The organism is Pseudolactococcus laudensis (assembly GCF_013449735.1).
Classification (GTDB): domain Bacteria; phylum Bacillota; class Bacilli; order Lactobacillales; family Streptococcaceae; genus Pseudolactococcus; species Pseudolactococcus laudensis.
This window is the reverse complement of sequence record NZ_JACBNY010000023.1, coordinates 1-20911: the sequence shown is the minus strand read 5'-3', so window position 1 is coordinate 20911 and position 20911 is coordinate 1. Positions and strand designations below refer to the sequence as shown.

Sequence of the window (20911 nt, the reverse complement as noted above, 5' to 3'; positions counted from 1 at the left end):
TTTTGTTTTAACTGTGATTACAGTTGGTACATTAATGTACACGTGGGTGTTACAGTTAATTGTTGTTTTTGCGATATTTGTAGCACCTATTATATTAGTCTTGTCTATTTTGCCACAATTTGAACACTTGGCTGGTAATTTAGCAAAAAGAATCGTCGTATTTACGGCTTTATCAGTATCTGGTTTATTAGGTGTGCAAATGGGGCTTATCTTTAATAGCTTTGTGGAAATGGCATTTAGAAATGTGTCACATTCATATTATATTTCAATTTTCATACAGTTCGTTTTGTATTTCCTTTTGTGGAAACAAAGAGATAAGTTGACTTCTCTATTTGATACAGCTAAGAAAAGTGTTTCTGAATTGGCAAAAGGTAGTCTTGATTCTGTCAAGTCATTACCAAGCTTGTCTAATGCCAAAAATCCATTTAACTTTAACAAAACACCTGCTCTCTCAACTTCTAGTGGTAGTCTATCAAGTAATGGTCTATCTACTCATAATCAAATGTCGAAAAGCAAAGTTGACGGTGTGAAAAAAGCTGGTACCGCTGGTAAAACCTTAGCTAAAAAAGGTGTTAAAGGTACAGTTAAAGCAACTGATAAAATACGTTTTGGTCAAGATGAAAAATCTAAACAACTTGCAATAGCAAAACGAAAAGAAACAACTAATAACTTGAAAGGTAAATGGGAAAACACAAAAGGTGCTTTTGTGGACACTAAGCAAGCTATCGCTGATTCTAAAGAGAAATTGAAAACTAAATTTTCAAGTTCTCTTGGTCTAATGCCTGAAAATGAAGCTAAGAAGAAACTAGCTAAATTTGATAGCAATAAAATACAGCGTTCTGAAAATAAGACTTTGAGAAATAAAACTTCACAAGCTATCAATTATCAGAAACGAAAAGATGAACTCAAAGGTAAATTTTCAGACGGCATTAAAAATGACCTTTCAACTAGAAAAGCTAGAAAGAAAGGTCAAGTCGATCGTTTGAGTAAAGAACTATTTACTGAAAAGCCTAAATTACCGACTTCTGACAATAGTCAAAAACGAGATATTAAAATCAAAACCGCCAACGCAAAACGTGGTATTTTCGATAGCGGTATTATTGAGAGGAAAGGAAAATAATTATGAAAATCATCAAAACTATTTTTGTTGGGATAGTTGCTATCCCTGTTTGGTTTGTGGTTAGTTTATTTAAGAAAAAGTGAGGTATCAACATACCTAGAAAGAAAATCAAATGAAAAAGAAAAAACATTTATTTCTGTTAGGTATGTTTATACCTATTTTTTTTATATTTTTACTTGTCATTGTGGCAGGTGGTACTTCTGGAAATGCGGATAGTTTCTCAAGTAGTGCAGGTGGCTTGACAATCACACCAAAAGAATTAGCAAGTAAAGCTAACATTTCAGAAGAAAAAGCTAAAAATGTCATTGATATAGCAAGCCATCTCATGAGTAAAGAACGCTTTAGCATTCAAGGTGCAAGCGGTGCTTTAGCTGTCGCTGAAAGGGAATCAGGTTTTGATCCAGAAGCTGAAAACCTTGGCGGTGGTGTTGCAGGTATCTTTCAATGGTCGGGTTGGTCTAATAATGTCAATGGTAACCGTTGGTCTAAGGCTGAAAGTAGAACCCTTTCAATGGACGTTGAGTTAAAACTCGTCTCTACTGAGTTAAATGGTGCATATAAGAAAACAAAAGACCTTGTGAGCGTTTCTACTGACCCTAGACAGGCTAGTTTAGATTGGTCACAATATTATGAGGGTGTCGCTTTAAGTGACGGTCAAACGAAAGCAGACAAGTTACAAGATGATGCCCAAAAATGGTATGACTTACTCAAAGACCATGTAGGCTTCAGCAATGATTCAAGTGGAGAAGCTGTCAATGGTGTGATGTCCGCAAACATTCCGAACGGTTGGGAGGTAGAAACCCCATTTAGTGGTCAAGCCTATAGTGGTTCAGCTTCTTATCCACAAGGTCAATGTACGTGGTATGTTTATAATCGTGCTTATCAGTTAGGCATTAAATTTGATAGTTTCATGGGCAATGGTGGCGATTGGGCAAGTAAGGCAGGTTATTCAGTTTCTCATGACCCTAAAGTCCATACTGCTCTAAGTTTTGTACAAGGTCAAGCAGGTTCTGACCCAACATACGGTCATGTGGCATTTGTAGAACAAGTCAAAGATGATGGCTCTATTTTAATTTCAGAAATGAATGTGACAGGTCTACCACCATTGACTGTTTCTTATCGTACATTTTCAGCTGATGAAGCTAAGCAATTTTGGTATGTGGAGGGGAAATAATCAATGAATTTAACAGAATTTAGAATGCGAGCGATGAATGATGAAGTCCAGATGATAGAGGACTTCAATTTTTTTGAGCAAAAAGTCGCAAGTTTTAAAAAAGACTTGTATCTATCGCCTTATGCCAAAATCAATGAAATTTTAGCATGGTGTGAGTTGCTCATCAAGTATGAAAGACAAATTGATTTACTTTGTCTTGAAGCAAAACAAGCGATACAAAACAAGTTAAATAAACTCAATCCAACTACAATTGAAAAACACGCAAATGTAGATGTCAAAACAATTCGTGTGTGGTCTGAATATGTTTTAGAATTACTAGAATTAGATAGGCGCTATCAAGATGTTGTCTATAGTTTCTGTGTCTCTATTGATAATTGTGTCAGATATTTAGTGTCGTATACTGATGAACTAGCCGAGTATGGCTTCAGCTTACCGCAAATTATGGTTAAAGTTCGAGACCTTGGTACATTTCATTGGTTAAACAAACAATCTAAAGCTCAATTATTGGGCTGTATTTAAATATTAGCGTACCTTTAGTTTAATTGTAGAACACTCACAATGTGAGCGGTGCATGTTCGTTATATGCAAGGTATATAAAATATGAATGAAAGGATTATCAATTATGCAAGTTATTCTCCCAGATGAACAGGTACACGAAATTCAGCTTTTATTATCAAATTTGATTAAACAAGAAATTGAACAGATACTAAATAATAGTAATATCGAAAGTCCTTTTCTTAACAAAAAACAAGCATGTCAATACCTTGGAATTGCTAATAACACGCTTGATAATTGGATTGATAAAGGATTGCCAAAGATAAAAATCGGTAAGACAATTCGATTTAATAAATTCGAAGTCAATCGTTGGCTTGAAAGTCAGTAGCAATTTTACCATAGTTTGATTATAATTGAAGCATAGTATTTTTCTAGCTCAATTCAAAATAAGAGGAATACAATATGACAATAACAAAAACAAAAAACGGAACGTATCGTTTACGAATTTATATTCCAGAGGAAGCCAGACCATCACTTGGAACGGGTAAAAAAGTAATCGAAAAGCGTTTTAAATTAAGGAGTGAAGCCAAAAAATATGAACTAGATATGCTAAACAAAATTGATAAAATTTTGAGTGGAGAAAGACTTTCGGAATTTGAAACAAATGGCAATATTCTCTTTTCAGATTTTTTCTATCACGTTTGGTGGAAATCTTACAAAGCAGGGCAGACAACCAGTACAATTAAACCGCCTACAAAAGTTACAGTAGAAAATACTACTTTAGTATTCAAGAAACATATTTTACCTATGCTTGGCAATTACTCGATTAACTTTCTCAATCAAAATAAGCAAGTCATTTTAAATCTAATGACTGCTAAAGCTGATGAGTATGCCAACTTTAAAGTTATAAGAAGTTATGTTAATTCTATCTTTGATTGGGCGGAAGAATTGGAATACATTGAATCTAATAAGATTTCTAAAACTTTAAAACGCATTAAATCAACGAAGAAAATCAGGTTACGTGAAGCCAGACGTGATGAAGACTTGTATCTCTCTCAGAATGAACTCAGGGATTGGTTGAAAGCAATTGCTGATGATTTAGAAAATGGAGATTTAGAATTAAAAGATTATGTTCTATTCTTTACAACATTTTTTCTTTCTGATCGAAAATCGGAAACTTATGCTCTTGAATGGCAACACATTGATTTCAAAAAATCTGAAATTCATCTAATTCAAGCATTAGATAAATACGGTAATATCAAGTCAACAAAAAGTAATAAAAAGACTATTTTTTCAATTCCTAAAGAATTAATTATTATGCTTCAAGATTGGAAAGTTCAACAAAAGAATGAGCTTGCAAAATTTAATATCATTCAAACAAATAAACAATTTGTATTTACGTACATTGATACTAAAGGGAACGTAAACAAACCATTACATCCTGATTATCTCAATTATCGAATGAATGCTATTAGAAAGAGACATGCTAACCTCGCACCCGCTACACCTCACAAATTAAGACATACTGGAGCAACTCTAGCCAAACAAGCTGGTACTTCTTTAGAAGCAATCTCAGAAGCCTTGACACATAGTGGAATAGATATAACTCAAACTTATGTCAATACCTCAAATGTTGTTCCTATGGCTGTCGGAGAAATTGCTTATCGTCATCTTTAAAAATCAATGGTGTGAATATGGTGTGAATTTTGGTGTGAACTTTTCAAAAAACGAACAAAAAAACACCCAATGGTGTGAACCAAAAGGTGTCTTGAAACGTTGATATGAAAGAGATATTAACGTTTTGAAAATTGACTTGCTTTACGGGCTTTTTTGAGACCAGCTTTTTTACGTTCAACCATACGAGCATCACGTGTCAACAAACCAGCGCGTTTCAATGACGCACGGAAGTCAGGATCTACGTTCAAAAGCGCACGTGAGATACCGTGACGGATTGCGCCAGCTTGACCAGCGTAACCACCACCATTAACGTTAACAAGAACATCGTAAGCACCAACTGTTTCAGTTGCGCCAAATGGTTGGTTGATGACCAAACGCAAGTCTGCGTGTGGGATGTATTCTTCAACATCTTTGTTGTTTACTGTGATTTTACCAGTGCCGGGTACCAAACGTACACGAGCTACTGAATTTTTACGGCGTCCAGTGCCGAGGTATTGTACTTGTGCCAATGTCTAGTCCTCCTTAGATTAATCCTGTAATGTCAAGCACTTCTGGGTTTTGAGCTTGGTGTGTGTGCTCAGCGCCAACAAATACTTTAAGTTTCATGCCTTGTGCACGACCAAGCGTGTTATGTGGCAACATACCTTTTACAGAAGTTTCGATAAGACGAACTGCATTTTTCTCACGCAATTCACCAGCAGTGATTGATTTCAATCCGCCTGGGTACATTGAGTGTTTGTAGTAAATCTTGTCAGATGCTTTTTTACCAGTCAATTTCACTTTTTCAGCGTTGACAACGATAACGAAATCGCCAGTGTCAGTGTGTTGTGTGTATTGTGGTTTGTTTTTACCGCGAAGGATGCTCGCAACAACTGCTGACAAACGTCCCAAAGGAATATCTGTCGCATCAACAACGTGCCATTTACGTTCAACTTCGCCTGGTTTAGCGAAATATGTAGTTTTGTTCATGATTTCTCCAATTTTTTATCTGTAGTTTACATAGGTGTAGCTGAATCGTTCCTTATTCATCTACGGTATTTTCAAGTTTCCGGGACCTAAAAATGGGGTAAACAATACCGTTTTATATAATATCACATTTTTACACGTTTTGTCAAGTTTTTTTTGCTATAATAGTACTTATGAACATTGTTTTGAAAATGGCTGCAGCTGACATTGCCCGCCTTGTTGAAAATTTTCAAGCCTGGGCTCAGCCCTCAGCCAATCCATATACCCAGTTTTTAGCTAAACCAAAAGGCTGTGTGATTACCGTCTATACTTCGGGCAAGGTCATGTTTCAAGGTGAGCAAGCCGAGACCTATGCCGCAAAATTTGGCTACCAAGCAACTAGTACATCGCCAGTCCAACAAACTAATATTATTGGTACTGACGAAGTTGGCAATGGCTCCTACTTTGGTGGCTTAGCAGTCGTCGCAACTTATCTAAGTGAGGCTGATATACCACTCATCAAGAAATTAGGCGTTGACGATTCTAAAAAATTGACTGATGTCAAAATTCGGCAGATTGCACCTATTCTAAAAGATAAAATTCAACATCAAGCATTACTACTCTCCCCTAGCAAGTATAATGAAGTCATTGACTCTGGTTACAATGCTGTTTCTGTTAAGGTCGCCCTGCACAATCAAGCGATTTTTCTATTAGAACAAGCCCTATCTACTGTACCCGATCATATCATCATCGATGCCTTCACGACTGAGAAAAATTATACTAAGTATCTAAAAAAAGAAAAGAACCAAATCAAAGGTCAGATTACATTGCGCCAAAAGGCTGAAAGCGAGTTTTATGCTGTCGCTGTGTCATCTGTCATCGCTCGAGATTTATTTCTCACCAACTTGGACGATTTATCTCGCGATGTCCATCTCACTCTCCCAAGCGGTGCTGGTCACAAATCAGATGTAGTTGCCGCTCAAATCATCCAACAGTACGGTGAAGGGGCATTAAGCCAAGTCGCCAAACTGCACTTCGCAAATACAGAAAAAGCAAGGAAATTAGCCAAATGAAATTATTAAAAGAATGGGGTCCATTTGCCCTCTTTATCATCGTCATGCTCTTATTACATGTCTATGTGTGGCAGCCGGTCATTGTGGAGGGGCATTCAATGGACCCGACGTTAGCTGACAAGGAGCGTCTGGTGATTATTAGAACGGCAAGTATCAAGCGTCAGGATATCGTCGTTGCTAAGGAACTGAACAAAGAGACTAACGAGACTAAAAATATCGTGAAACGTGTGATTGGTTTGCCTGGTGATACTATTTCATTTGACAATGATGTCCTTACGGTCAATGGTAAAGTTGTGAAAGAGCCTTATCTAGCTGATTATCAAAAGGCTTTCGCCTCAGACCACCTGCAAAAAACTTATCATGACAATACTTTTTTCCAAAGTTTAGCTCAAAATGCTAATGCTTTTACTCTGTCAGACAATGGTCAAACCACTTTCACTATTAAAGTTCCTAAAGGGGAGTACTTCCTAATGGGAGATAACCGGTTGGTCTCACAAGATTCTCGCAAGGTTGGCACTTTCCCGAAAAGCGATATTGTTGGCGAGGCGAAACTTCGTATCTGGCCGTTGAAAAAAATTGGCTTGCTGGACTAAGAGGCTGATGATAAAAAATGATTATAAAGCGTTGGCTCTTTTGTCTCATAGGTCTCGTTCTATTTGTAACGATTTGTTTTATGGGGTTACTCTTGTCACGAATTTTCATTTGGCAACCAATTGTTGTTGAGGGACACGCAATGGAACCAAATTTTGTTGCTAACCAACATCTAATTATTATCAAAAAAACTCAAATTGAGCGGTTTGATATTGTCGTTGCTAAAAAACAAGGTTCTGGAAATATCTTGAAACGTGTGATTGGTCTGCCTGGCGATACCATCTCCTATGACAAGGACACACTCACTCTCAACGGTCAGGTCGTAGACGAACCTTATCTCAAAGATTATCAAGAAAAATTCGCTACTGACAAACTTCAAAGCACCTATCACGACAATAGCTTTTTTCAAAACATCGCTAAGAAAGCACAAGCTTTTACCCTTTCAGCTGACAATAAAGCTACTTTTACCATTCATGTGCCTGAGGGACAATACTTTATACTTGGGGACAATCGTCTGGTCTCACAAGATTCCCGTCAACTGGGAACTTTTACTAAAAAAGAATTAATTGGTAAAATCAAATTTCGAGCACCCTAGCTATTTTAAACCTTAGGAAAATATCAATAAAAAAGCATCTGAACCTAGTCGTTAAACTAGTTTATTCAGATGCTTTTTTACTGTTTAATACGCCTCAATCTCAGGCCGATCATGAACATTGGACTGCTTACCATTGCGTTCATCTAAAACCGCCTGAACGTCAGCAGGTGTCACACCAGTTTCAGCCAACATGACTGCGATATGATAGAAAATATCTGCTGTTTCATTGGCAATCTCTGCCTTGTCCGCATTTTTCGCTGCAATCACAACTTCTGTTGCTTCTTCGCCTACTTTTTTAAGAATTTTATCCAAGCCTTTGTCAAAAAGATAATTGGTATAAGAACCTGCTTTAGGCTCTTTTTGACGTGCCACGGCTTGGGTGTATAACTCATCAATCATGCTTCATCTCCTTCTACCTCTAAAACGTCATTAAAGAAACAGCTCCGAGCGCCTGTATGGCAGGCTGGGCCAATCTGTTCGACTGCAATCAACAAGGTATCCAAATCACAGTCTGCAGTGATTTTTTTGACGGATTGATAATGTCCTGATGTCTCGCCTTTGTGCCACAGTTCTTGACGTGAGCGTGACCAATACCACGTTTCTTGCGTTTCTAGGGTCAGCTGATAACTTTCTTCATTCATATAAGCCAACATCAAGACCTGACCGTCAGCCACATCTGTGACGATCACAGGGACAAGACCATCTGGACTTTTGGCAAAGTCAATCTTGAGCGAATCGTCTTTCAAAATCGTTTTATTCATCTTACAAACGCACCTCAATATGATTTTCTTTCATTTTGACTTTCACATCGTGAATATCAATTTCACCATAATGGAAGACACTGGCAGCCAATGCCGCAGTAACTGGTGTCTTCTCAAAGACTTCGACGATATCGTCAGCCGTCCCCGCACCACCACTTGCAATAACAGGCACATTAACCGCCGTCGCAATTGCTGTATTCAGCTCTAAATCATAGCCAGACTTGGTACCATCCTTGTCCATACTGGTCAGAAGAATCTCGCCAGCACCCAGAGAAACGGCCTTTTTCGCCCATTCAATGGCATCCAGTCCGGTATCCTTTCGCCCACCATTGACATAGACATGAAAACTGCCATCGTCTTGTTTTTTAGCGTCGATTGCGACCACGATACATTGGTTCCCAAACTTCTCGGCACCCTGCCGAATCAGATCGGGATTGGCGACTGCGCTAGAGTTGATGCCAACCTTATCAGCGCCGGCTTTGAGCATCTTGTGCATATCCTCGACTGAGCGAATGCCACCACCGACCGTAAAGGGGATGAAAACCTGATCTGCGACAGTCCGCACCACATCCACCATGGTATCACGCGCCTCATGCGTCGCCGTAATATCCAGAAAAACAAGCTCATCACAGCCCTGCTCATAATAAATTTTCGCCGTCTCAGCCGGGTCGCCAACATCCGTCAAATTGACGAAATTAACGCCCTTGACCACGCGCCCATCCTTAACATCCAAACACGGAATAATGCGTTTTGCTAACATCTCAAAACTCCTTCAGTTCATCTAAACTCACATTACCGTTATAGTAGGCTTTTCCGACAATGGTCCCAGCAACGCCGATATCAGCTAATTTTGTTAAGTCGGAAAGCTGAGCAATCCCACCACTTGCGATAACAGCAGCACGCGTTAAAGCAGCCTGCAACTTTTCGTAATGTTCAAAGTTCGGCCCAGTCAAGGTACCATCTCGGTCAACATCTGTATAAACGAATAGGCGGACACCAATTTTTTCCATTTCAAGTGCCAGAGTAATATAATCTACGTCAGACGTTTCTAGCCAGCCTTCTGCTGCGACCAAGCCTTTTTTGGCGTCAATCCCAACGACAATCTTATCTGCCCCGAATTGCTCAAGCGCAGCTTTCACAAAGTCAGGATTTTTAACCGCCATCGACCCAATAATCACACGGTCAACACCTTTAGCCAGATAGTCAGAAATCTGCTCTAAGGTCCGAATACCACCACCGACTTCAATTTTCAACCCTGTTTTAGTGACAATTTCTTCGATAATCGGGGCGCTAGTTGCCCGACCATCTAACGCACCATCTAAATCGACAACGTGCAGGTAAGTGATACCTGCTGCCGCAAAAATTTCAGCTTGTGCCAATGGACTGGCATTGACCACTGTTTCCTGGGCAAAATCCCCTTTAAATAAACGCACGGCACGGCCATTCTTTATATCAATTGCTGGCAGAATCTGCATAGACAACCTCCTTAAGTTTTTCTAAGATACCAAGTCCAACGTCTCCTGATTTTTCAGGATGAAATTGCGCCCCATAGACATGACCATGAGAAATCATGGCTGGCACTTTAATCCCATAATCTGCGGTGACATCTAAATAGTCAGGGGCAACATCTGTAAAATAAGAGTGGACAAAGTAAACGGCACTGTCTTGTAAGTTCGCGGTTAGCGCTGTCGGTTTGACCACATCCACCTGGTTCCAGCCCATATGTGGGACTTTGAGATTGTCACCTGCTGGAATGGCACGACAGATGCCTGGAATCAAGCCCAGACCATCTGTTAAGACATGTTCTTCTGATGCATTCAGTAGCAACTGCATCCCCAGACAAATGCCCAAGAGCGGTGTCCCAGTCGCAACTGCTGATTTGATTGTCGCAACCAAATCACGCTTTTCAAGCTCGGCCATAGCCGTTGGGAAGGCACCGACACCGGGGAGAATCAATCCGTCCGCTGATTGGATGACAGCTTGGTCAGCTGTCAATACAGCGTCGACACCGATTTTATTTAAGGCACGCAAGACATTGGCTGTGTTGCCTGCATCGTAATCAATCACTGCAATGGTCATCTTACAGTACTCCTTTAGTCGAATTCACCCCATGAATCTCTGGATTCAAAGTCACTGCTTCACGTAAGGCACGGCCGGTTGCCTTGAAAAGGGATTCTGATTTATGGTGATTATTTTTACCATGTAAAATTTTCAGGTGCAAGTTCATTTGCACATTGAAAGCCAAGGCTTGGAAAAATTCTTCGACTAGTTCAGTATCGAAATTGCCTAAAGTTGGATTGGTAAACTCGGCATCGAAAACGAGGTAAGACCGACCTGATAAATCTAGACTCGCCATGCCCAGGGTCTCATCCATTGGCACAAAAGACGTGCCGTAACGATTGATCCCCACCTTGTCGCCCAGTGCCTCCCGGAGCGCTGTCCCAAGGGCAATGCCAACATCTTCAACCGTATGGTGACTGTCCACGTGCAAATCGCCATTAGCCTTAACGACTAGGCTCATGCGACCGTGACTGGCGAAAAGAGTTAGCATATGGTCGAAGAAACCAACGCCGGTTTGAATATCTACAGGCGTTTGGGCATCTAAGTTAACCGCTAATGTAATTTGGGTTTCTGCTGTGTTGCGTGTGATTTCTGCTTGTCTCATAAGTCACCTTTCACTTCTTTAATGATATCAAGAGCTAATGCTAAATTGGGTGTGTTGATTTGGTAGGGTGCTTGTTCGCGCACGACTGGCTTGGCATGGAAAGCAATCCCAATGCCACTCGCCAAAATCATAGGGAGGTCGTTGGCACCATCACCCATAGCCACCGTTTGAGATAGCTCAAGACCTAGTTCAGCTGCCCATTTTTTTAGGCTAGCTAACTTCACTTCTTTTGTGACAATGTCACCCGTCGTTTTGCCGGTGAGCTGACCGTCTACAATTTCTAGGTGATTCGCACGGACATAATCAAGCCCGAGTTCACGGGCTAGGTCATCAACCGTTTCGTGAAAACCACCCGATACCACACCGACTTTCCAACCATTGGCCTGCAAGGCCGCGACTAAGTCACGCGCACCTTCAGTAAAATGAATTTGTTTGCGCACCTCAGCGAAAACTGTCTCAGGTAGTCCTTTGAGCAGGGCCACCCGCGCGGCTAGCGCCTCAGCGAAATCTAACTCGCCGTTCATGGCGCGACTGGTGATGTCCGCAATCTCAGCGCCGCTCCCTGCGATCTCACCTAGTAAATCTATCCCTTCTTCCTGAATCAGGGTGCTGTCCACATCCATGATTAGAAGTCCTTTTGTTTTTGTCATCTCATCTCCAGTTTCTATTTTAATTTAAATCTTTTTGGTGCTTCTAGTTTAATGATGATTAAGCCAAGACTGACATAAACCACACTGATAATCGAAATGGTCAAAACATACGTTGTTGTTTTATCAAAGCGATTGGCAAATTGATAATTTTGAATACAGAAATAATAAAATATCCCATTAATCACGGTAAAAATTGGATTTTTCGTGTTTCCTTCTCTATCAAATGGTTGCAAAATATAATAGAGAAATAATTCATGAAATGAAAACAGGAGATTTACAGCAACTCCATAAAAAACAATCAAACCATAAAAACTCAAGGGGATGTCTTTTCCGAATAACAAGATCCCAGCGAAAACATTAACAAAGAGCGCGACAACAATTGGCGTGTTGACCATAAAAGATTGTTTCAAACGGCCAATAAAACTCTGCAAAATGGTTTGCTCAGTCCGATAAAAAGGATAATTCAACATCGCTTGGTCACACTTCGTATAGTAAATGGCAACAACTTCTTTCGATATGCTCGCCAAATACATGATGAAAAAGATACTAGGTAAAATATTACCTACCTGATTAAACGTCAAATAGTCTGTTTTTCCAAATCGAATCGCTAAATAGCCGTAGATACCCAATATAAGCAAAAAAGTAAGGCCCAAGCCACCTAAACGATAGAGCAACTTTTTCTTGAAAACTTTCCGATAACGCTTGAAAAGTAAACGATTCAGGAGTTGAATACCAGAAAATTTATCAAATAATTCTTGCTCATCAGTCACTTCAATTTTTTGACTTGATTTTTGTGCAGCCTTCAAGCCAGTGTTTGATTGATTTGATTTTGCCTCCGTCACTATCTGTTCATGATGTGCGAGATTTCTAAAAATGCTTTGGATAAACCTTTGTGATAATTTCTTTTTCTGACTTAGCAAGAAACTAACACTAGCTAATATCAAGATAAACCAAGCTGAAAGAGCTGTCCACTCTAACATATGAATTAACGTCAGGTAGATGAGACCAAATAACCCTCCCCCAAAAATGACAAGATTATAACTATATTTGAAAATCTTTTTTTGATAGCTATCCAAAACGTTTACCCACCAATTTTTAGACACTAAAAATAAGGCAAGATTTAACGCTAATAAGCGAAAACTAGACGGTAAAATGATAGCAACGAAAGACTGGTGATAGATTAATCCTAGAATACCCAAGGGAAAAACATAGGCGAGTAAACTTTGCACAAGATTTATCCGATTGAGCTTTTTCAAAGTATCTCCATAAGAGAGTCGAAACATCTTGGCAAATGCAATCCCTTTAAATAAGCTACTACTTGAGGCCATCACAAAACTCAATTGCTCAAAAACACAAAAAAGGAGAAATATTGTTAATGTCCAATGAAAAATCTCAGGATAATCTATCCTAAAAGTATCCCACAGCACACTTTCCTTTTGTAAAGAAAGATTTTTAACCCCAAAAGCGACTAACCAAGCGATGAACACCAACACACTTTTTTTAAGTACCGTTAGTGGCAAACTCAACCATTTAAAAATCACTAAAATGACAGTCTTTAAATCTCTCATCCCATAAAACTTTGGCGAGATAGATTGACCAATTAAGGGTATGCGACGTAACCAAAACCACAAGCCATTCAGAAATTCGGTAGTTTGAATTTGCAAGTAGTTTTTATAAAAATTAAGATAAGGCATCATTGTCATGTTCCTCACTCAAAATCATCACAATCTCCTTTTCAAAATCTTGAGATTGAAGTTTATCATTCCCTAATACCTCTAATTTTTGGTCATGCAATAAAACAATCTCATCACACAACTCCTTAGCAAGTTCCAAAATATGCGTGGAGAAAATGACAATCGCCCGTGATTTCAACTCACGAATCCGCTCCTTGACCTCGTAAGCCGCAACCGGGTCAAAGCTAGTCAATGGCTCATCTAATAAATAAATCGGCGCATTTGTCACCTCAGTTACTAGCATTTGCACCTTATTTTTCATCCCATGAGAATAATCTCGAAGGAGCTTATTTTGGTCACTGACTTTGATACCATATCTCGTCAAATTATCACTAGCCGAAAGGGTTGTCGTCAAACGTTCTCGATTTAAATCCATAACAAATCGAACAAATTCTAACCCCGTCATAAAATCAGGTAAATGCGTCGTCGTTGTGACAAATCCAATCTCAGTGTTCTCATAATCAGTAATTTTCCGACCCTCATCATCAATGATAGCAATACTGCCACTATCCACTGATAAATTCCGAGCAATGCAATTAAACAAAGTCGTTTTCCCTGAGCCATTTCGACCAAGCAAACCATAAATTTTACCCGTCTCAAATTTAAAAGTCACATCATTAAAAAGTTTTTTCTCATCAAACGCCTTATCGATATTTTCTAAAGCAAGTTGCAACTTCCCCCCTAATTTTACTGAGCCTAGTTTTGCTGTCATTTATCAATTTCCCCACGAATCTCAATCGCACGCGCATGTGCCTGCAAACTTTCAGAATAGGCCAAAGTCGTAATATCTTTTGTTGCTGCCGCAACAGCATCTTGGCTGTAATAGGTAAACTGACTTCTCTTGACAAAGTCGTAAACACCCAAGGCACTGTAAAATCGAGCCGTACCAGACGTTGGTAGCACGTGATTCGTTCCCGCATAGTAGTCGCCAATCGGCTCAGACGTAAAATGTCCTAGGAAAATACTCCCAGCATTTTTTATCTTTGGTAGATAAGTCATAGCATCGTCCAAGGCAATTTCCAAATGTTCTGGTGCCACTTCATTCATCAAGTCAAACATCTCATCAACCGAATTGGCAATAATCGTCCGACCATTGTTTTCAATAGATGCCCGTGCAATGGTTTCACGTGGTAAAGTTTGCAGTTGTTTTTCCAATTCAAGGTCAACCGCATCAGCCAACTCGACTGAATCAGTCACCAACACCGCCCGCGCTAGCTTGTCATGTTCAGCTTGTGATAGCAAATCAGCCGCCACATAGGCCGCATTAGCTGAGCTATCCGCAATCACACCGATTTCAGACGGTCCTGCGATCATATCAATGCCAACTTGACCAAAAACTTGCTTTTTCGCCGTTGCCACAAAGATATTGCCAGGACCCGTAATCTTATCCACTTTAGGAATAGACTCTGTACCATATGCTAAAGCAGCAATCGCCTGCGCCCCACCAACTTGGAAAATCTTCGTCACACCCGCCAATTGGGCTGCGACTAAAATCGCTGGATTAAACTGAGTTTGCGGTGGTGTCACCATATAAATCTCAGGCACACCCGCGATTTTCGCTGGCAAGACATTCATCAACACACTAGACGGATAAGCTGCCGTCCCACCCGGCACGTAGACTCCAACTTTCTCGATCGGTAGCACAAGCTGACCTCGAATCACACCTGACGCCTGCGCATCCACAAAACCTGGTTCAACCTGATGTTTGTGATAAGACTCGATATTTTCCTTGGCATTTTGCAAGGCCAATAACACATCTGGATCTATGGTATCAAAAGCCCGCTTGATTGTTTCACGTGAAACTTCAAACGACGTCATTGCCAAACCATCAAATTTTTCCGAATACGCCCGCAAAGCCGCATCCCCATTGGCACGGACATCAGCGATAATTTCTGCGACAATGCCATCAAAATTATCTTGAGATTTGGCATAGGCTGCATATTCTGCGTCTAAAATCTGCGATATTTCCTTTGCTGAACCTGTCAATCGTTTCATTTTAACCATTAAAAGCCACCTCTTCATTTCCTACAACCGCTTGTAGTCGGTCGATAAGCGTCATAATCTCTGGATTTTTCTTAATACTCGCACTATTAGCAATCAAGCGTGACGACACTCGAACAATATCTTCAAATACAACCAAACCATTTGCCACTAGCGTATTCCCCGTTTCGACAATGTCAACAATGGCATCAGTCAATCCGATGACCGGTGCAATTTCCACAGATCCTTGAATTGATACAATCTCAACATCTTCATCCTTGCTATTGAAGAAATCAGTGGCAATTTTGGGATACTTGGTCGCAATCTTCTTTCGCTTATGGTCATAGGGATTATAAGACGGAATACTCGCAACCGAAAATTTACACAGGCCAATATTCAAATCCAACATTTCCAGATAAGACCCTGGATGTTCGTAGAGCACATCAGAGCCCACAACCCCCAAGTCAGCAATCCCATGCTCAACATAAGTCGCCACATCAAGCGCCTTCACCAATAGAAACCGTAAATCCTGAGCCTCGTCGATGAAAATTAAATTACGACCTTTGTCAGCCATAAAGCCCATATCAAACCCAGCCTCAGCCAATATTTTAACCGTATCTTTTTCAATCCGTCCTTTGGTCAATGCTATTGTAATCATGCGTCACCTCCACCAAAGACAATATCCTGACGTATTTCTTCATAAACCGCATCAACATCTAAAGCCCAGCCGACCGCACTAACAGCCCCCGCATCAAAACGCTCAAACAATTTATCATAGCGACCACCACTCAGAAAAGCATAAGGCACCTTATCACTAAAGACTCGGAACATCACACCAGTATAGTAATCTTTTTTAGCCAGCATTCCAAGATCAACCGTAGATTGCGCAAAATCATGACTCAAGTTTTCAATCTCTGCCAAAGCAGCTAGAATTTCGGGATTTTTAACCCACTTCTTAGCAGATTGCAGCACATCTTCTGCTGATCCGAATAATCTAGGTAAATTGATTAAAAAATCGTCAAATTCACTCGGATTTTGCTTAACAAACTCCGTCAATCCTGTGATTGACTTGTTCTTAATTCGAGTTGCCAATAGCTCAACCTGCGTCTCATCAAATGTTGCAAAGATCGTCTGTAAAATCCCAGCATGACTCAGCTCAATCCGATAATCCTTGACACCTGCCAAATGTAAACTTGACTTAGCCAAGTCTAAAGCTTCCGTAATCGCAACTGACGCATCGAAACCGATAATTTCAATACCAGCCTGCATCCGTTCATTCTGCAACCCCTTTAGCTCATCATGATTTCTAAAGACCTTCCCACTATAAGAAAATTTAATCGGCAAAGTCACCTTAGTCGTCGCCACCACACGCGCAATAGACTGCGTCACATCAGGCCGAATCACAAGTAAATCACCATGCTTATCAAACAAATGATAGTTATGGTTATCTAGCTCATCCTCAAAAACCCCAGCATACTCAATCATCGGCGTATCAATCCGATTAAACCCACTCGCCATCAGAAAATTTGAAACCCTCATCTCAATCTGATACACACTCTGCGCGCGCTTGAACAGCTTATCATGCATACCAGGTGCTAATTGCTTATTTTTCATACAAACAAATCTCCTATCACTTGTATCACCTTGGCCATCTCATCCTGCGTCCCAATTGAAATCCTCAAATAATCCGACAAACGCCCCTTATCACCAAAGTAGCGCACATAAATCTGTTTACTTTGCAGAAATTCAAACAAACTTTCTGCGGCAATGCCAGCAGGCTTCGTTAAAACAAAATTTGTAGCAGACGGAAGGACTTCAAAACCAAGCGCGCGTAACTCAGCTGAAAACCAATCTCGCGTCTCTGATATTTCAGCGTTAACCCGCTCATAATATTGATAATCCTCAACCGCAGCAGTCGCTAATGCCTCAGCGATCAGATCAACTGAATAAGGATTATAAGAATTTTTCACCGCATTGATCACCGAAATTAATTTCGGTGAGCCAATCCCATAACCAACCCGTAACCCAGCCAAAGCTGCATCTTTAGAGAAAGTCCGAGTGATAAAAACATTGTCATATTGTTCGAGCAAAGGCAAGGCAGATTCACCACCAAAAGCGATATAAGCCTCATCAATGATCACCACCACATCTTGATTTGCCGCAACAATCGCTTCAACCTCAGACAAATCTTTGAAAATACCCGTTGGTGCATTTGGATTAGCAATCACAATCCCACCATTGATGCTATTAATATAGTCAGTAGTCACAATCTCAAATTCATCTGAAAGTGGCACCTCCTCGAAAGGAATTCGAAATAAATCCGCCCAAACCTTGTAAAATCCATAAGTTATATCAGGAAAAAGAACAGCATCATCTGAATTTAAAAAACTCAAAAAAGCCAAAGCTAAAATATCATCTGACCCATTGCCAACAATGATTTGATCTCTATTAACACCCAAATTTTCCGCTAATTTGTCACGTAAAGCATTATTTTCCAAAGCAGAATACCGTCGTAAAACTTGCCCATCAAACGATGCCAAAGCCTGTAAAACACCAGGACTTGGTGGAAAAGCATTCTCATTAGTATTAATTTTAATCATCTTTTTATCTTGTGGCTGTGCTCCAGCCACATACGGTTTTATTTGACGCAAACCCTTCATTTTAATCTCCTTATCATTAACCAACCCAAAATTGAGCAAAAAACGCCCAAGTGAAATAACTTCACAAGGACGTTTAAACGTGGTACCACCTTTTTTCTAACAAATGTCGCCATCTGCTACTCAGCAAGTCAAGACCTGCACCCTTAACGCGGGAAACGTGACACACTACTTATACTCAATTAAATCAGTATCTATTTCGTATATCCTCTCAAGAATGTGTAACCTCTGATTTTACACGCTTTCCCAGCACCAAGCGCTCTCTTTAGAATTGACAGAAGTATCTTTCTCTCACAGATTTGTCTATTTACTACATTTTACAAGAAAATTCAGAAAATAGCAAGAACTTTTTGCATTCCGCTTTGCTTTATGCAAAAAGTTCTATGCGACGAGTAACCGCAGGAGCAAAGTTTTTAAGTAAAACAAAAAGCGATGCAACGTGAAACCAATCACTCACAAACGCTTCTCAATCATCACCAAAAACGGCGGATGATTCGCTTGATTAATCCCACCATAACGCATCACCTGAAATTCTCTTTGTGGCAACCCAGAAACAAAAGCCAACACAGCATCCCGTTCCTCAAGACCACCCTCATGACCATAATAAATCATCAAAGCAATCCTGCCACCTTTGACCAACATCTCTAACAGTTGTGTTAGAGCACTAAGCGTCGTCTCAGCTTGAGTAATCACTTTCTTATCAGATTTAGGCAAATAACCCAGATTAAAAATCGCAGCTTTTATTGGCTGCTCAATATACTGGCCAATATTTTCATGCCCATCACGTATCAACTTAGCAGACAACTGCGCCCGCTCCAAACGCTCCGCCGTCCTTTCAAGTGCAAGCGCCTGTACATCAAAAGCGACAACATCCGCTTTCAATCCTGCTAAAAAAACAGTATCATAGCCCTGCCCCATGGTCGCATCAACCACAAGATCTTCAGGCACAATAACTTCTGCAAGTGAACGATGTGCCAGCTCAAGCGGACTTAACATGCCTTATCTCCCTGAAAAACATTGCGACGTTCTAGCTCTGCATCAATTGCGTTCAGCACTTCCCACTTCTTCAGACTCCACATTGGACCAATCAACATCTCACGCGGTGCATCACCTGTCAGACGATGAATTGAAATCTCTTTTGGAATAATTTCTAGCTGATCACAAATCACATTCACATAATCATCAAAAGCCATCAACTGCAAATCTCCCTGATGAAAATCACGCTGCATTCGTGTCCCAGTCATCAAATGCAACAAATGAAGTTTGATGCCCTGAATATCTGAATCCGCCACAACACGACGCACATTTTCAACCATCATTTCTTGAGTTTCACCCGGTAAGCCATTAATCAAATGAACACAAACCAAAATACCACGAGCCCGCAATTTAGCCACAGCATCCAAGTAAGTCTGATAATCATGCGCACGATTAATCAAATCACTCGTTTCTTGGTACGTCGTCTGTAAACCTAGCTCAACCCAAACCGTCATCCGCTCATTCAACTCAGACAAGTAATCCAGCACATCATCAGGCAAACAATCTGGACGCGTCCCAATATTAATCCCAACGATATCAGGCCGATCCACCGCTTGCTCAAAGCGCTCACGAAGGACTTCTACTGGACCATGTGTATTGGTAAAGTTTTGGAAATAGGCAATATATTTCTTCACACCCGGCCATTTTTGATGTAAAAATTCAATCTCTTTTTCAACCTGAACTGGAATCGGCTCCTCAGGCGCGACAATCATATCACCTGAACCTGAAACAGAACAGAACGTACAACCACCATGCGCCACCGTACCATCTCGATTCGGACAATCAAAACCTGCATCAATCGGCACTTTAAAAACCTTCTCACCAAAATTATCACGCAGATAATCATTCCACGTCGTATATCGTTTATTCACTTTTGAACTCCCTTAAAACGCAACTTAAAGCGTAACTCATCATATATCGGATACGTCATCAATAAAATACTACCACTCATCAACCAACCACCCAAAATATCAGTAGGATAATGCACCCCCAGATAAATCCGAGACATACCAATCAACACAATGAACATGCTAGCTAACACACGAACTAACCACTTTATTTGACGATTGTGCAACCTTTGGCAAATCAGCACCATCAGACAAGCATAAAACATCAAACTCGTACTAGCATGCCCCGAAGGAAAGCTCAACCCATTCTCTACCACAAGATGCTGCAAGGACGGACGCGTCCGACCATAAACATGTTTCAGTACAAAGATTAAAATAGGCACAATCGCTACATTTAAAGTGATAAAAATTGCTTCACTATACCATTTTTTCAACAATAAAAAAACAAGTAAAACACTTAAAAGAATAGGAACATAAACTGTCCCACCAAAATTAGTCACAAATTTATAAAAAGAAGTCAGACCATCTGACATATTATGCCTAACAATTAACTGTATTTGACGGTCAATCCCCGTTAAACTACTCGGAAAAAATTTAACTAAGTATCCTAGCATAACGAAAAAGACTAGTCCAAAGCTTGCATATAATTGATACGTTTTTTTTAGTTTCATTATTATATTATAACAAAAAAGTCCATCTATTGAAACATAGATGGACTTACGATATCTGACTCCGCTTGCAAGACTCGAACTTGCGACATCATGATTAACAGTCATGCGCTACTACCAACTGAGCTAAAGCGGAATATGCTTGGCACCGACCATATCTCACAGGGGGCAACCCCCAACTACTTCCGGCGTAATGAGACTTAACTGCTGTGTTCGACATGGGAACAGGTGTATCTCTCATGCA

General features: G+C 40.2%; 26 protein-coding genes, 1 tRNA gene and 1 rRNA gene. 8 read left to right on the top strand and 20 right to left on the bottom strand.

All coding sequences use genetic code 11. The annotated features are described in order from the left end of the window. From HZR21_RS09910 to HZR21_RS09890, 5 genes are all read left to right on the top strand, one after another. Window positions 1-1120 (top strand): cytochrome b family protein (locus HZR21_RS09910; protein ID WP_180747500.1); only part of this gene is annotated, 1120 nt, incomplete at its 5' end. Window positions 1121-1232: 112 nt separating this feature from the next. Further along, window positions 1233-2294 carry a phage tail tip lysozyme gene (locus HZR21_RS09905; protein ID WP_180747499.1) on the top strand — a complete coding sequence of 354 codons (1062 nt, stop codon included), beginning with the start codon at window positions 1233-1235 and terminating at the stop codon, window positions 2292-2294. Window positions 2295-2297: 3 nt separating this feature from the next. Next, entirely contained in the window at window positions 2298-2813 is a 516-nt protein-coding gene (locus HZR21_RS09900) for a hypothetical protein (protein WP_180747498.1), read from the top strand. A 103-nt stretch (window positions 2814-2916) separates the two neighbouring features. Next, a complete protein-coding gene (locus tag HZR21_RS09895) occupies window positions 2917-3177 on the top strand; it encodes a helix-turn-helix domain-containing protein (RefSeq protein WP_003137379.1) in 261 nt (86 codons plus the stop codon). 74 nt (window positions 3178-3251) lie between these two features. After that, complete coding sequence (locus tag HZR21_RS09890; RefSeq protein WP_180747497.1) at window positions 3252-4466, top strand: site-specific integrase; 1215 nt, start codon at window positions 3252-3254, stop codon at window positions 4464-4466. Between the two features lie 116 nt (window positions 4467-4582). Here HZR21_RS09890 and rpsI read toward each other — a convergent pair whose 3' ends face one another. Both rpsI and rplM read right to left on the bottom strand, forming a co-directional pair. Next, a complete protein-coding gene (gene rpsI / locus HZR21_RS09885) occupies window positions 4583-4975 on the bottom strand; it encodes a 30S ribosomal protein S9 (protein WP_003137384.1) in 393 nt (130 codons plus the stop codon). 13 nt (window positions 4976-4988) lie between these two features. After that, window positions 4989-5435, bottom strand: a complete 447-nt coding sequence (rplM, locus tag HZR21_RS09880; RefSeq protein WP_003137386.1) for a 50S ribosomal protein L13 — start codon at window positions 5433-5435, stop codon at window positions 4989-4991. A 170-nt stretch (window positions 5436-5605) separates the two neighbouring features. Here rplM and rnhC point away from each other — a divergent pair, with 170 nt between their 5' ends. Genes rnhC through lepB (HZR21_RS09865) form a run of 3 tightly spaced genes read left to right on the top strand, consistent with a single transcriptional unit; the run spans window position 5606 to window position 7670 of the window. Further along, a complete protein-coding gene (gene rnhC, locus HZR21_RS09875) occupies window positions 5606-6484 on the top strand; it encodes a ribonuclease HIII (RefSeq protein WP_180747496.1) in 879 nt (292 codons plus the stop codon). Further along, the gene (gene lepB, locus HZR21_RS09870) at window positions 6481-7077 is read left to right on the top strand and encodes a signal peptidase I (RefSeq protein WP_180747495.1); all 597 of its coding nucleotides are present in this window, start codon (window positions 6481-6483) and stop codon (window positions 7075-7077) included. Before rnhC ends, lepB (HZR21_RS09870) begins: the two co-directional genes overlap by 4 nt. A gap of 17 nt (window positions 7078-7094) precedes the next feature. Next, complete coding sequence (gene lepB, locus HZR21_RS09865; protein WP_180747494.1) at window positions 7095-7670, top strand: signal peptidase I; 576 nt, start codon at window positions 7095-7097, stop codon at window positions 7668-7670. 84 nt (window positions 7671-7754) lie between these two features. Here lepB (HZR21_RS09865) and hisE read toward each other — a convergent pair whose 3' ends face one another. The 18 genes from hisE to rrf all read right to left on the bottom strand — a co-directional run. Next, window positions 7755-8069 (bottom strand): phosphoribosyl-ATP diphosphatase, encoded by a 315-nt coding sequence (gene hisE / locus HZR21_RS09860; protein WP_003137394.1) that lies wholly within the window; start codon window positions 8067-8069, stop codon window positions 7755-7757. Beyond that, a complete protein-coding gene (gene hisI, locus HZR21_RS09855) occupies window positions 8066-8431 on the bottom strand; it encodes a phosphoribosyl-AMP cyclohydrolase (RefSeq protein ID WP_180747493.1) in 366 nt (121 codons plus the stop codon). The genes hisE and hisI overlap by 4 nt, the downstream gene beginning before the upstream one ends. 1 nt (window position 8432) lies before the next feature. Further along, entirely contained in the window at window positions 8433-9191 is a 759-nt protein-coding gene (gene hisF / locus HZR21_RS09850; RefSeq protein WP_061775246.1) for an imidazole glycerol phosphate synthase subunit HisF, read from the bottom strand. A 1-nt stretch (window position 9192) separates the two neighbouring features. After that, window positions 9193-9906: a 1-(5-phosphoribosyl)-5-[(5-phosphoribosylamino)methylideneamino]imidazole-4-carboxamide isomerase gene (gene hisA / locus HZR21_RS09845; protein WP_180747492.1), complete on the bottom strand. Its 714-nt coding sequence runs from the start codon at window positions 9904-9906 to the stop codon at window positions 9193-9195. Then, window positions 9884-10510 (bottom strand): imidazole glycerol phosphate synthase subunit HisH, encoded by a 627-nt coding sequence (hisH, locus tag HZR21_RS09840; RefSeq protein ID WP_180747491.1) that lies wholly within the window; start codon window positions 10508-10510, stop codon window positions 9884-9886. Before hisH ends, hisA begins: the two co-directional genes overlap by 23 nt. Before the next feature lies 1 nt (window position 10511). Then, window positions 10512-11096, bottom strand: a complete 585-nt coding sequence (hisB, locus tag HZR21_RS09835; protein ID WP_180747490.1) for an imidazoleglycerol-phosphate dehydratase HisB — start codon at window positions 11094-11096, stop codon at window positions 10512-10514. After that, window positions 11093-11746, bottom strand: a complete 654-nt coding sequence (gene serB / locus HZR21_RS09830; RefSeq protein WP_180747489.1) for a phosphoserine phosphatase SerB — start codon at window positions 11744-11746, stop codon at window positions 11093-11095. The genes hisB and serB overlap by 4 nt, the downstream gene beginning before the upstream one ends. Before the next feature lie 14 nt (window positions 11747-11760). Further along, window positions 11761-13449 carry a hypothetical protein gene (locus HZR21_RS09825; protein WP_180747488.1) on the bottom strand — a complete coding sequence of 563 codons (1689 nt, stop codon included), beginning with the start codon at window positions 13447-13449 and terminating at the stop codon, window positions 11761-11763. After that, entirely contained in the window at window positions 13427-14191 is a 765-nt protein-coding gene (locus tag HZR21_RS09820) for an ABC transporter ATP-binding protein (RefSeq protein WP_246307846.1), read from the bottom strand. The genes HZR21_RS09825 and HZR21_RS09820 overlap by 23 nt, the downstream gene beginning before the upstream one ends. After that, window positions 14188-15474: a histidinol dehydrogenase gene (gene hisD, locus HZR21_RS09815; RefSeq protein WP_180747502.1), complete on the bottom strand. Its 1287-nt coding sequence runs from the start codon at window positions 15472-15474 to the stop codon at window positions 14188-14190. The genes HZR21_RS09820 and hisD overlap by 4 nt, the downstream gene beginning before the upstream one ends. A gap of 1 nt (window position 15475) precedes the next feature. Next, a complete protein-coding gene (hisG, locus tag HZR21_RS09810) occupies window positions 15476-16117 on the bottom strand; it encodes an ATP phosphoribosyltransferase (protein WP_180747487.1) in 642 nt (213 codons plus the stop codon). Beyond that, complete coding sequence (locus tag HZR21_RS09805; protein WP_180747486.1) at window positions 16114-17073, bottom strand: ATP phosphoribosyltransferase regulatory subunit; 960 nt, start codon at window positions 17071-17073, stop codon at window positions 16114-16116. The genes hisG and HZR21_RS09805 overlap by 4 nt, the downstream gene beginning before the upstream one ends. Beyond that, window positions 17070-18125, bottom strand: coding sequence for a histidinol-phosphate transaminase (hisC, locus tag HZR21_RS09800; RefSeq protein WP_180747501.1), 1056 nt, complete (start codon window positions 18123-18125; stop codon window positions 17070-17072). The genes HZR21_RS09805 and hisC overlap by 4 nt, the downstream gene beginning before the upstream one ends. Before the next feature lie 444 nt (window positions 18126-18569). Continuing rightward, on the bottom strand, window positions 18570-19112 hold the full coding sequence (mnmM, locus tag HZR21_RS09795; RefSeq protein WP_180747485.1) for a tRNA 5-(aminomethyl)-2-thiouridylate-methyltransferase MnmM: 543 nt from the start codon (window positions 19110-19112) through the stop codon (window positions 18570-18572). Then, the gene (mnmL, locus tag HZR21_RS09790) at window positions 19106-20023 is read right to left on the bottom strand and encodes a tRNA modification radical SAM protein MnmL/YtqA (RefSeq protein WP_180747484.1); all 918 of its coding nucleotides are present in this window, start codon (window positions 20021-20023) and stop codon (window positions 19106-19108) included. The genes mnmM and mnmL overlap by 7 nt, the downstream gene beginning before the upstream one ends. Beyond that, on the bottom strand, window positions 20020-20670 hold the full coding sequence (locus HZR21_RS09785; protein ID WP_180747483.1) for a phosphatase PAP2 family protein: 651 nt from the start codon (window positions 20668-20670) through the stop codon (window positions 20020-20022). Before HZR21_RS09785 ends, mnmL begins: the two co-directional genes overlap by 4 nt. Before the next feature lie 59 nt (window positions 20671-20729). Continuing rightward, window positions 20730-20803, bottom strand: a tRNA-Asn gene (locus tag HZR21_RS09780). A gap of 4 nt (window positions 20804-20807) precedes the next feature. Further along, window positions 20808-20911: ribosomal RNA gene (gene rrf, locus HZR21_RS09775) — 5S ribosomal RNA — on the bottom strand; the annotation flags it as partial.

Bases quoted from the DNA above. Each gene is read 5' to 3' on its own strand.
- hisD (WP_180747502.1), bottom strand. From the start codon at position 15,474: ATGAAACGATTGACAGGTTCAGCAAAGGAAATATCGCAGATTTTAGAC.
- HZR21_RS09825 (WP_180747488.1), bottom strand. From the start codon at position 13,449: ATGACAATGATGCCTTATCTTAATTTTTATAAAAACTACTTGCAAATT.
- hisE (WP_003137394.1), bottom strand. From the start codon at position 8,069: ATGATTGATGAGTTATACACCCAAGCCGTGGCACGTCAAAAAGAGCCT.
- HZR21_RS09820 (WP_246307846.1), bottom strand. From the start codon at position 14,191: ATGACAGCAAAACTAGGCTCAGTAAAATTAGGGGGGAAGTTGCAACTT.
- HZR21_RS09805 (WP_180747486.1), bottom strand. From the start codon at position 17,073: ATGAAAAATAAGCAATTAGCACCTGGTATGCATGATAAGCTGTTCAAG.
- hisI (WP_180747493.1), bottom strand. From the start codon at position 8,431: ATGAATAAAACGATTTTGAAAGACGATTCGCTCAAGATTGACTTTGCC.
- rplM (WP_003137386.1), bottom strand. From the start codon at position 5,435: ATGAACAAAACTACATATTTCGCTAAACCAGGCGAAGTTGAACGTAAA.
- HZR21_RS09895 (WP_003137379.1), top strand. From the start codon at position 2,917: ATGCAAGTTATTCTCCCAGATGAACAGGTACACGAAATTCAGCTTTTA.
- HZR21_RS09890 (WP_180747497.1), top strand. From the start codon at position 3,252: ATGACAATAACAAAAACAAAAAACGGAACGTATCGTTTACGAATTTAT.
- lepB (WP_180747494.1), top strand. From the start codon at position 7,095: ATGATTATAAAGCGTTGGCTCTTTTGTCTCATAGGTCTCGTTCTATTT.
- hisG (WP_180747487.1), bottom strand. From the start codon at position 16,117: ATGATTACAATAGCATTGACCAAAGGACGGATTGAAAAAGATACGGTT.
- hisF (WP_061775246.1), bottom strand. From the start codon at position 9,191: ATGTTAGCAAAACGCATTATTCCGTGTTTGGATGTTAAGGATGGGCGC.
- mnmM (WP_180747485.1), bottom strand. From the start codon at position 19,112: ATGTTAAGTCCGCTTGAGCTGGCACATCGTTCACTTGCAGAAGTTATT.
- hisA (WP_180747492.1), bottom strand. From the start codon at position 9,906: ATGCAGATTCTGCCAGCAATTGATATAAAGAATGGCCGTGCCGTGCGT.
- hisH (WP_180747491.1), bottom strand. From the start codon at position 10,510: ATGACCATTGCAGTGATTGATTACGATGCAGGCAACACAGCCAATGTC.
- hisB (WP_180747490.1), bottom strand. From the start codon at position 11,096: ATGAGACAAGCAGAAATCACACGCAACACAGCAGAAACCCAAATTACA.
- serB (WP_180747489.1), bottom strand. From the start codon at position 11,746: ATGACAAAAACAAAAGGACTTCTAATCATGGATGTGGACAGCACCCTG.
- HZR21_RS09785 (WP_180747483.1), bottom strand. From the start codon at position 20,670: ATGAAACTAAAAAAAACGTATCAATTATATGCAAGCTTTGGACTAGTC.
- HZR21_RS09900 (WP_180747498.1), top strand. From the start codon at position 2,298: ATGAATTTAACAGAATTTAGAATGCGAGCGATGAATGATGAAGTCCAG.
- lepB (WP_180747495.1), top strand. From the start codon at position 6,481: ATGAAATTATTAAAAGAATGGGGTCCATTTGCCCTCTTTATCATCGTC.
- rnhC (WP_180747496.1), top strand. From the start codon at position 5,606: ATGAACATTGTTTTGAAAATGGCTGCAGCTGACATTGCCCGCCTTGTT.
- HZR21_RS09905 (WP_180747499.1), top strand. From the start codon at position 1,233: ATGAAAAAGAAAAAACATTTATTTCTGTTAGGTATGTTTATACCTATT.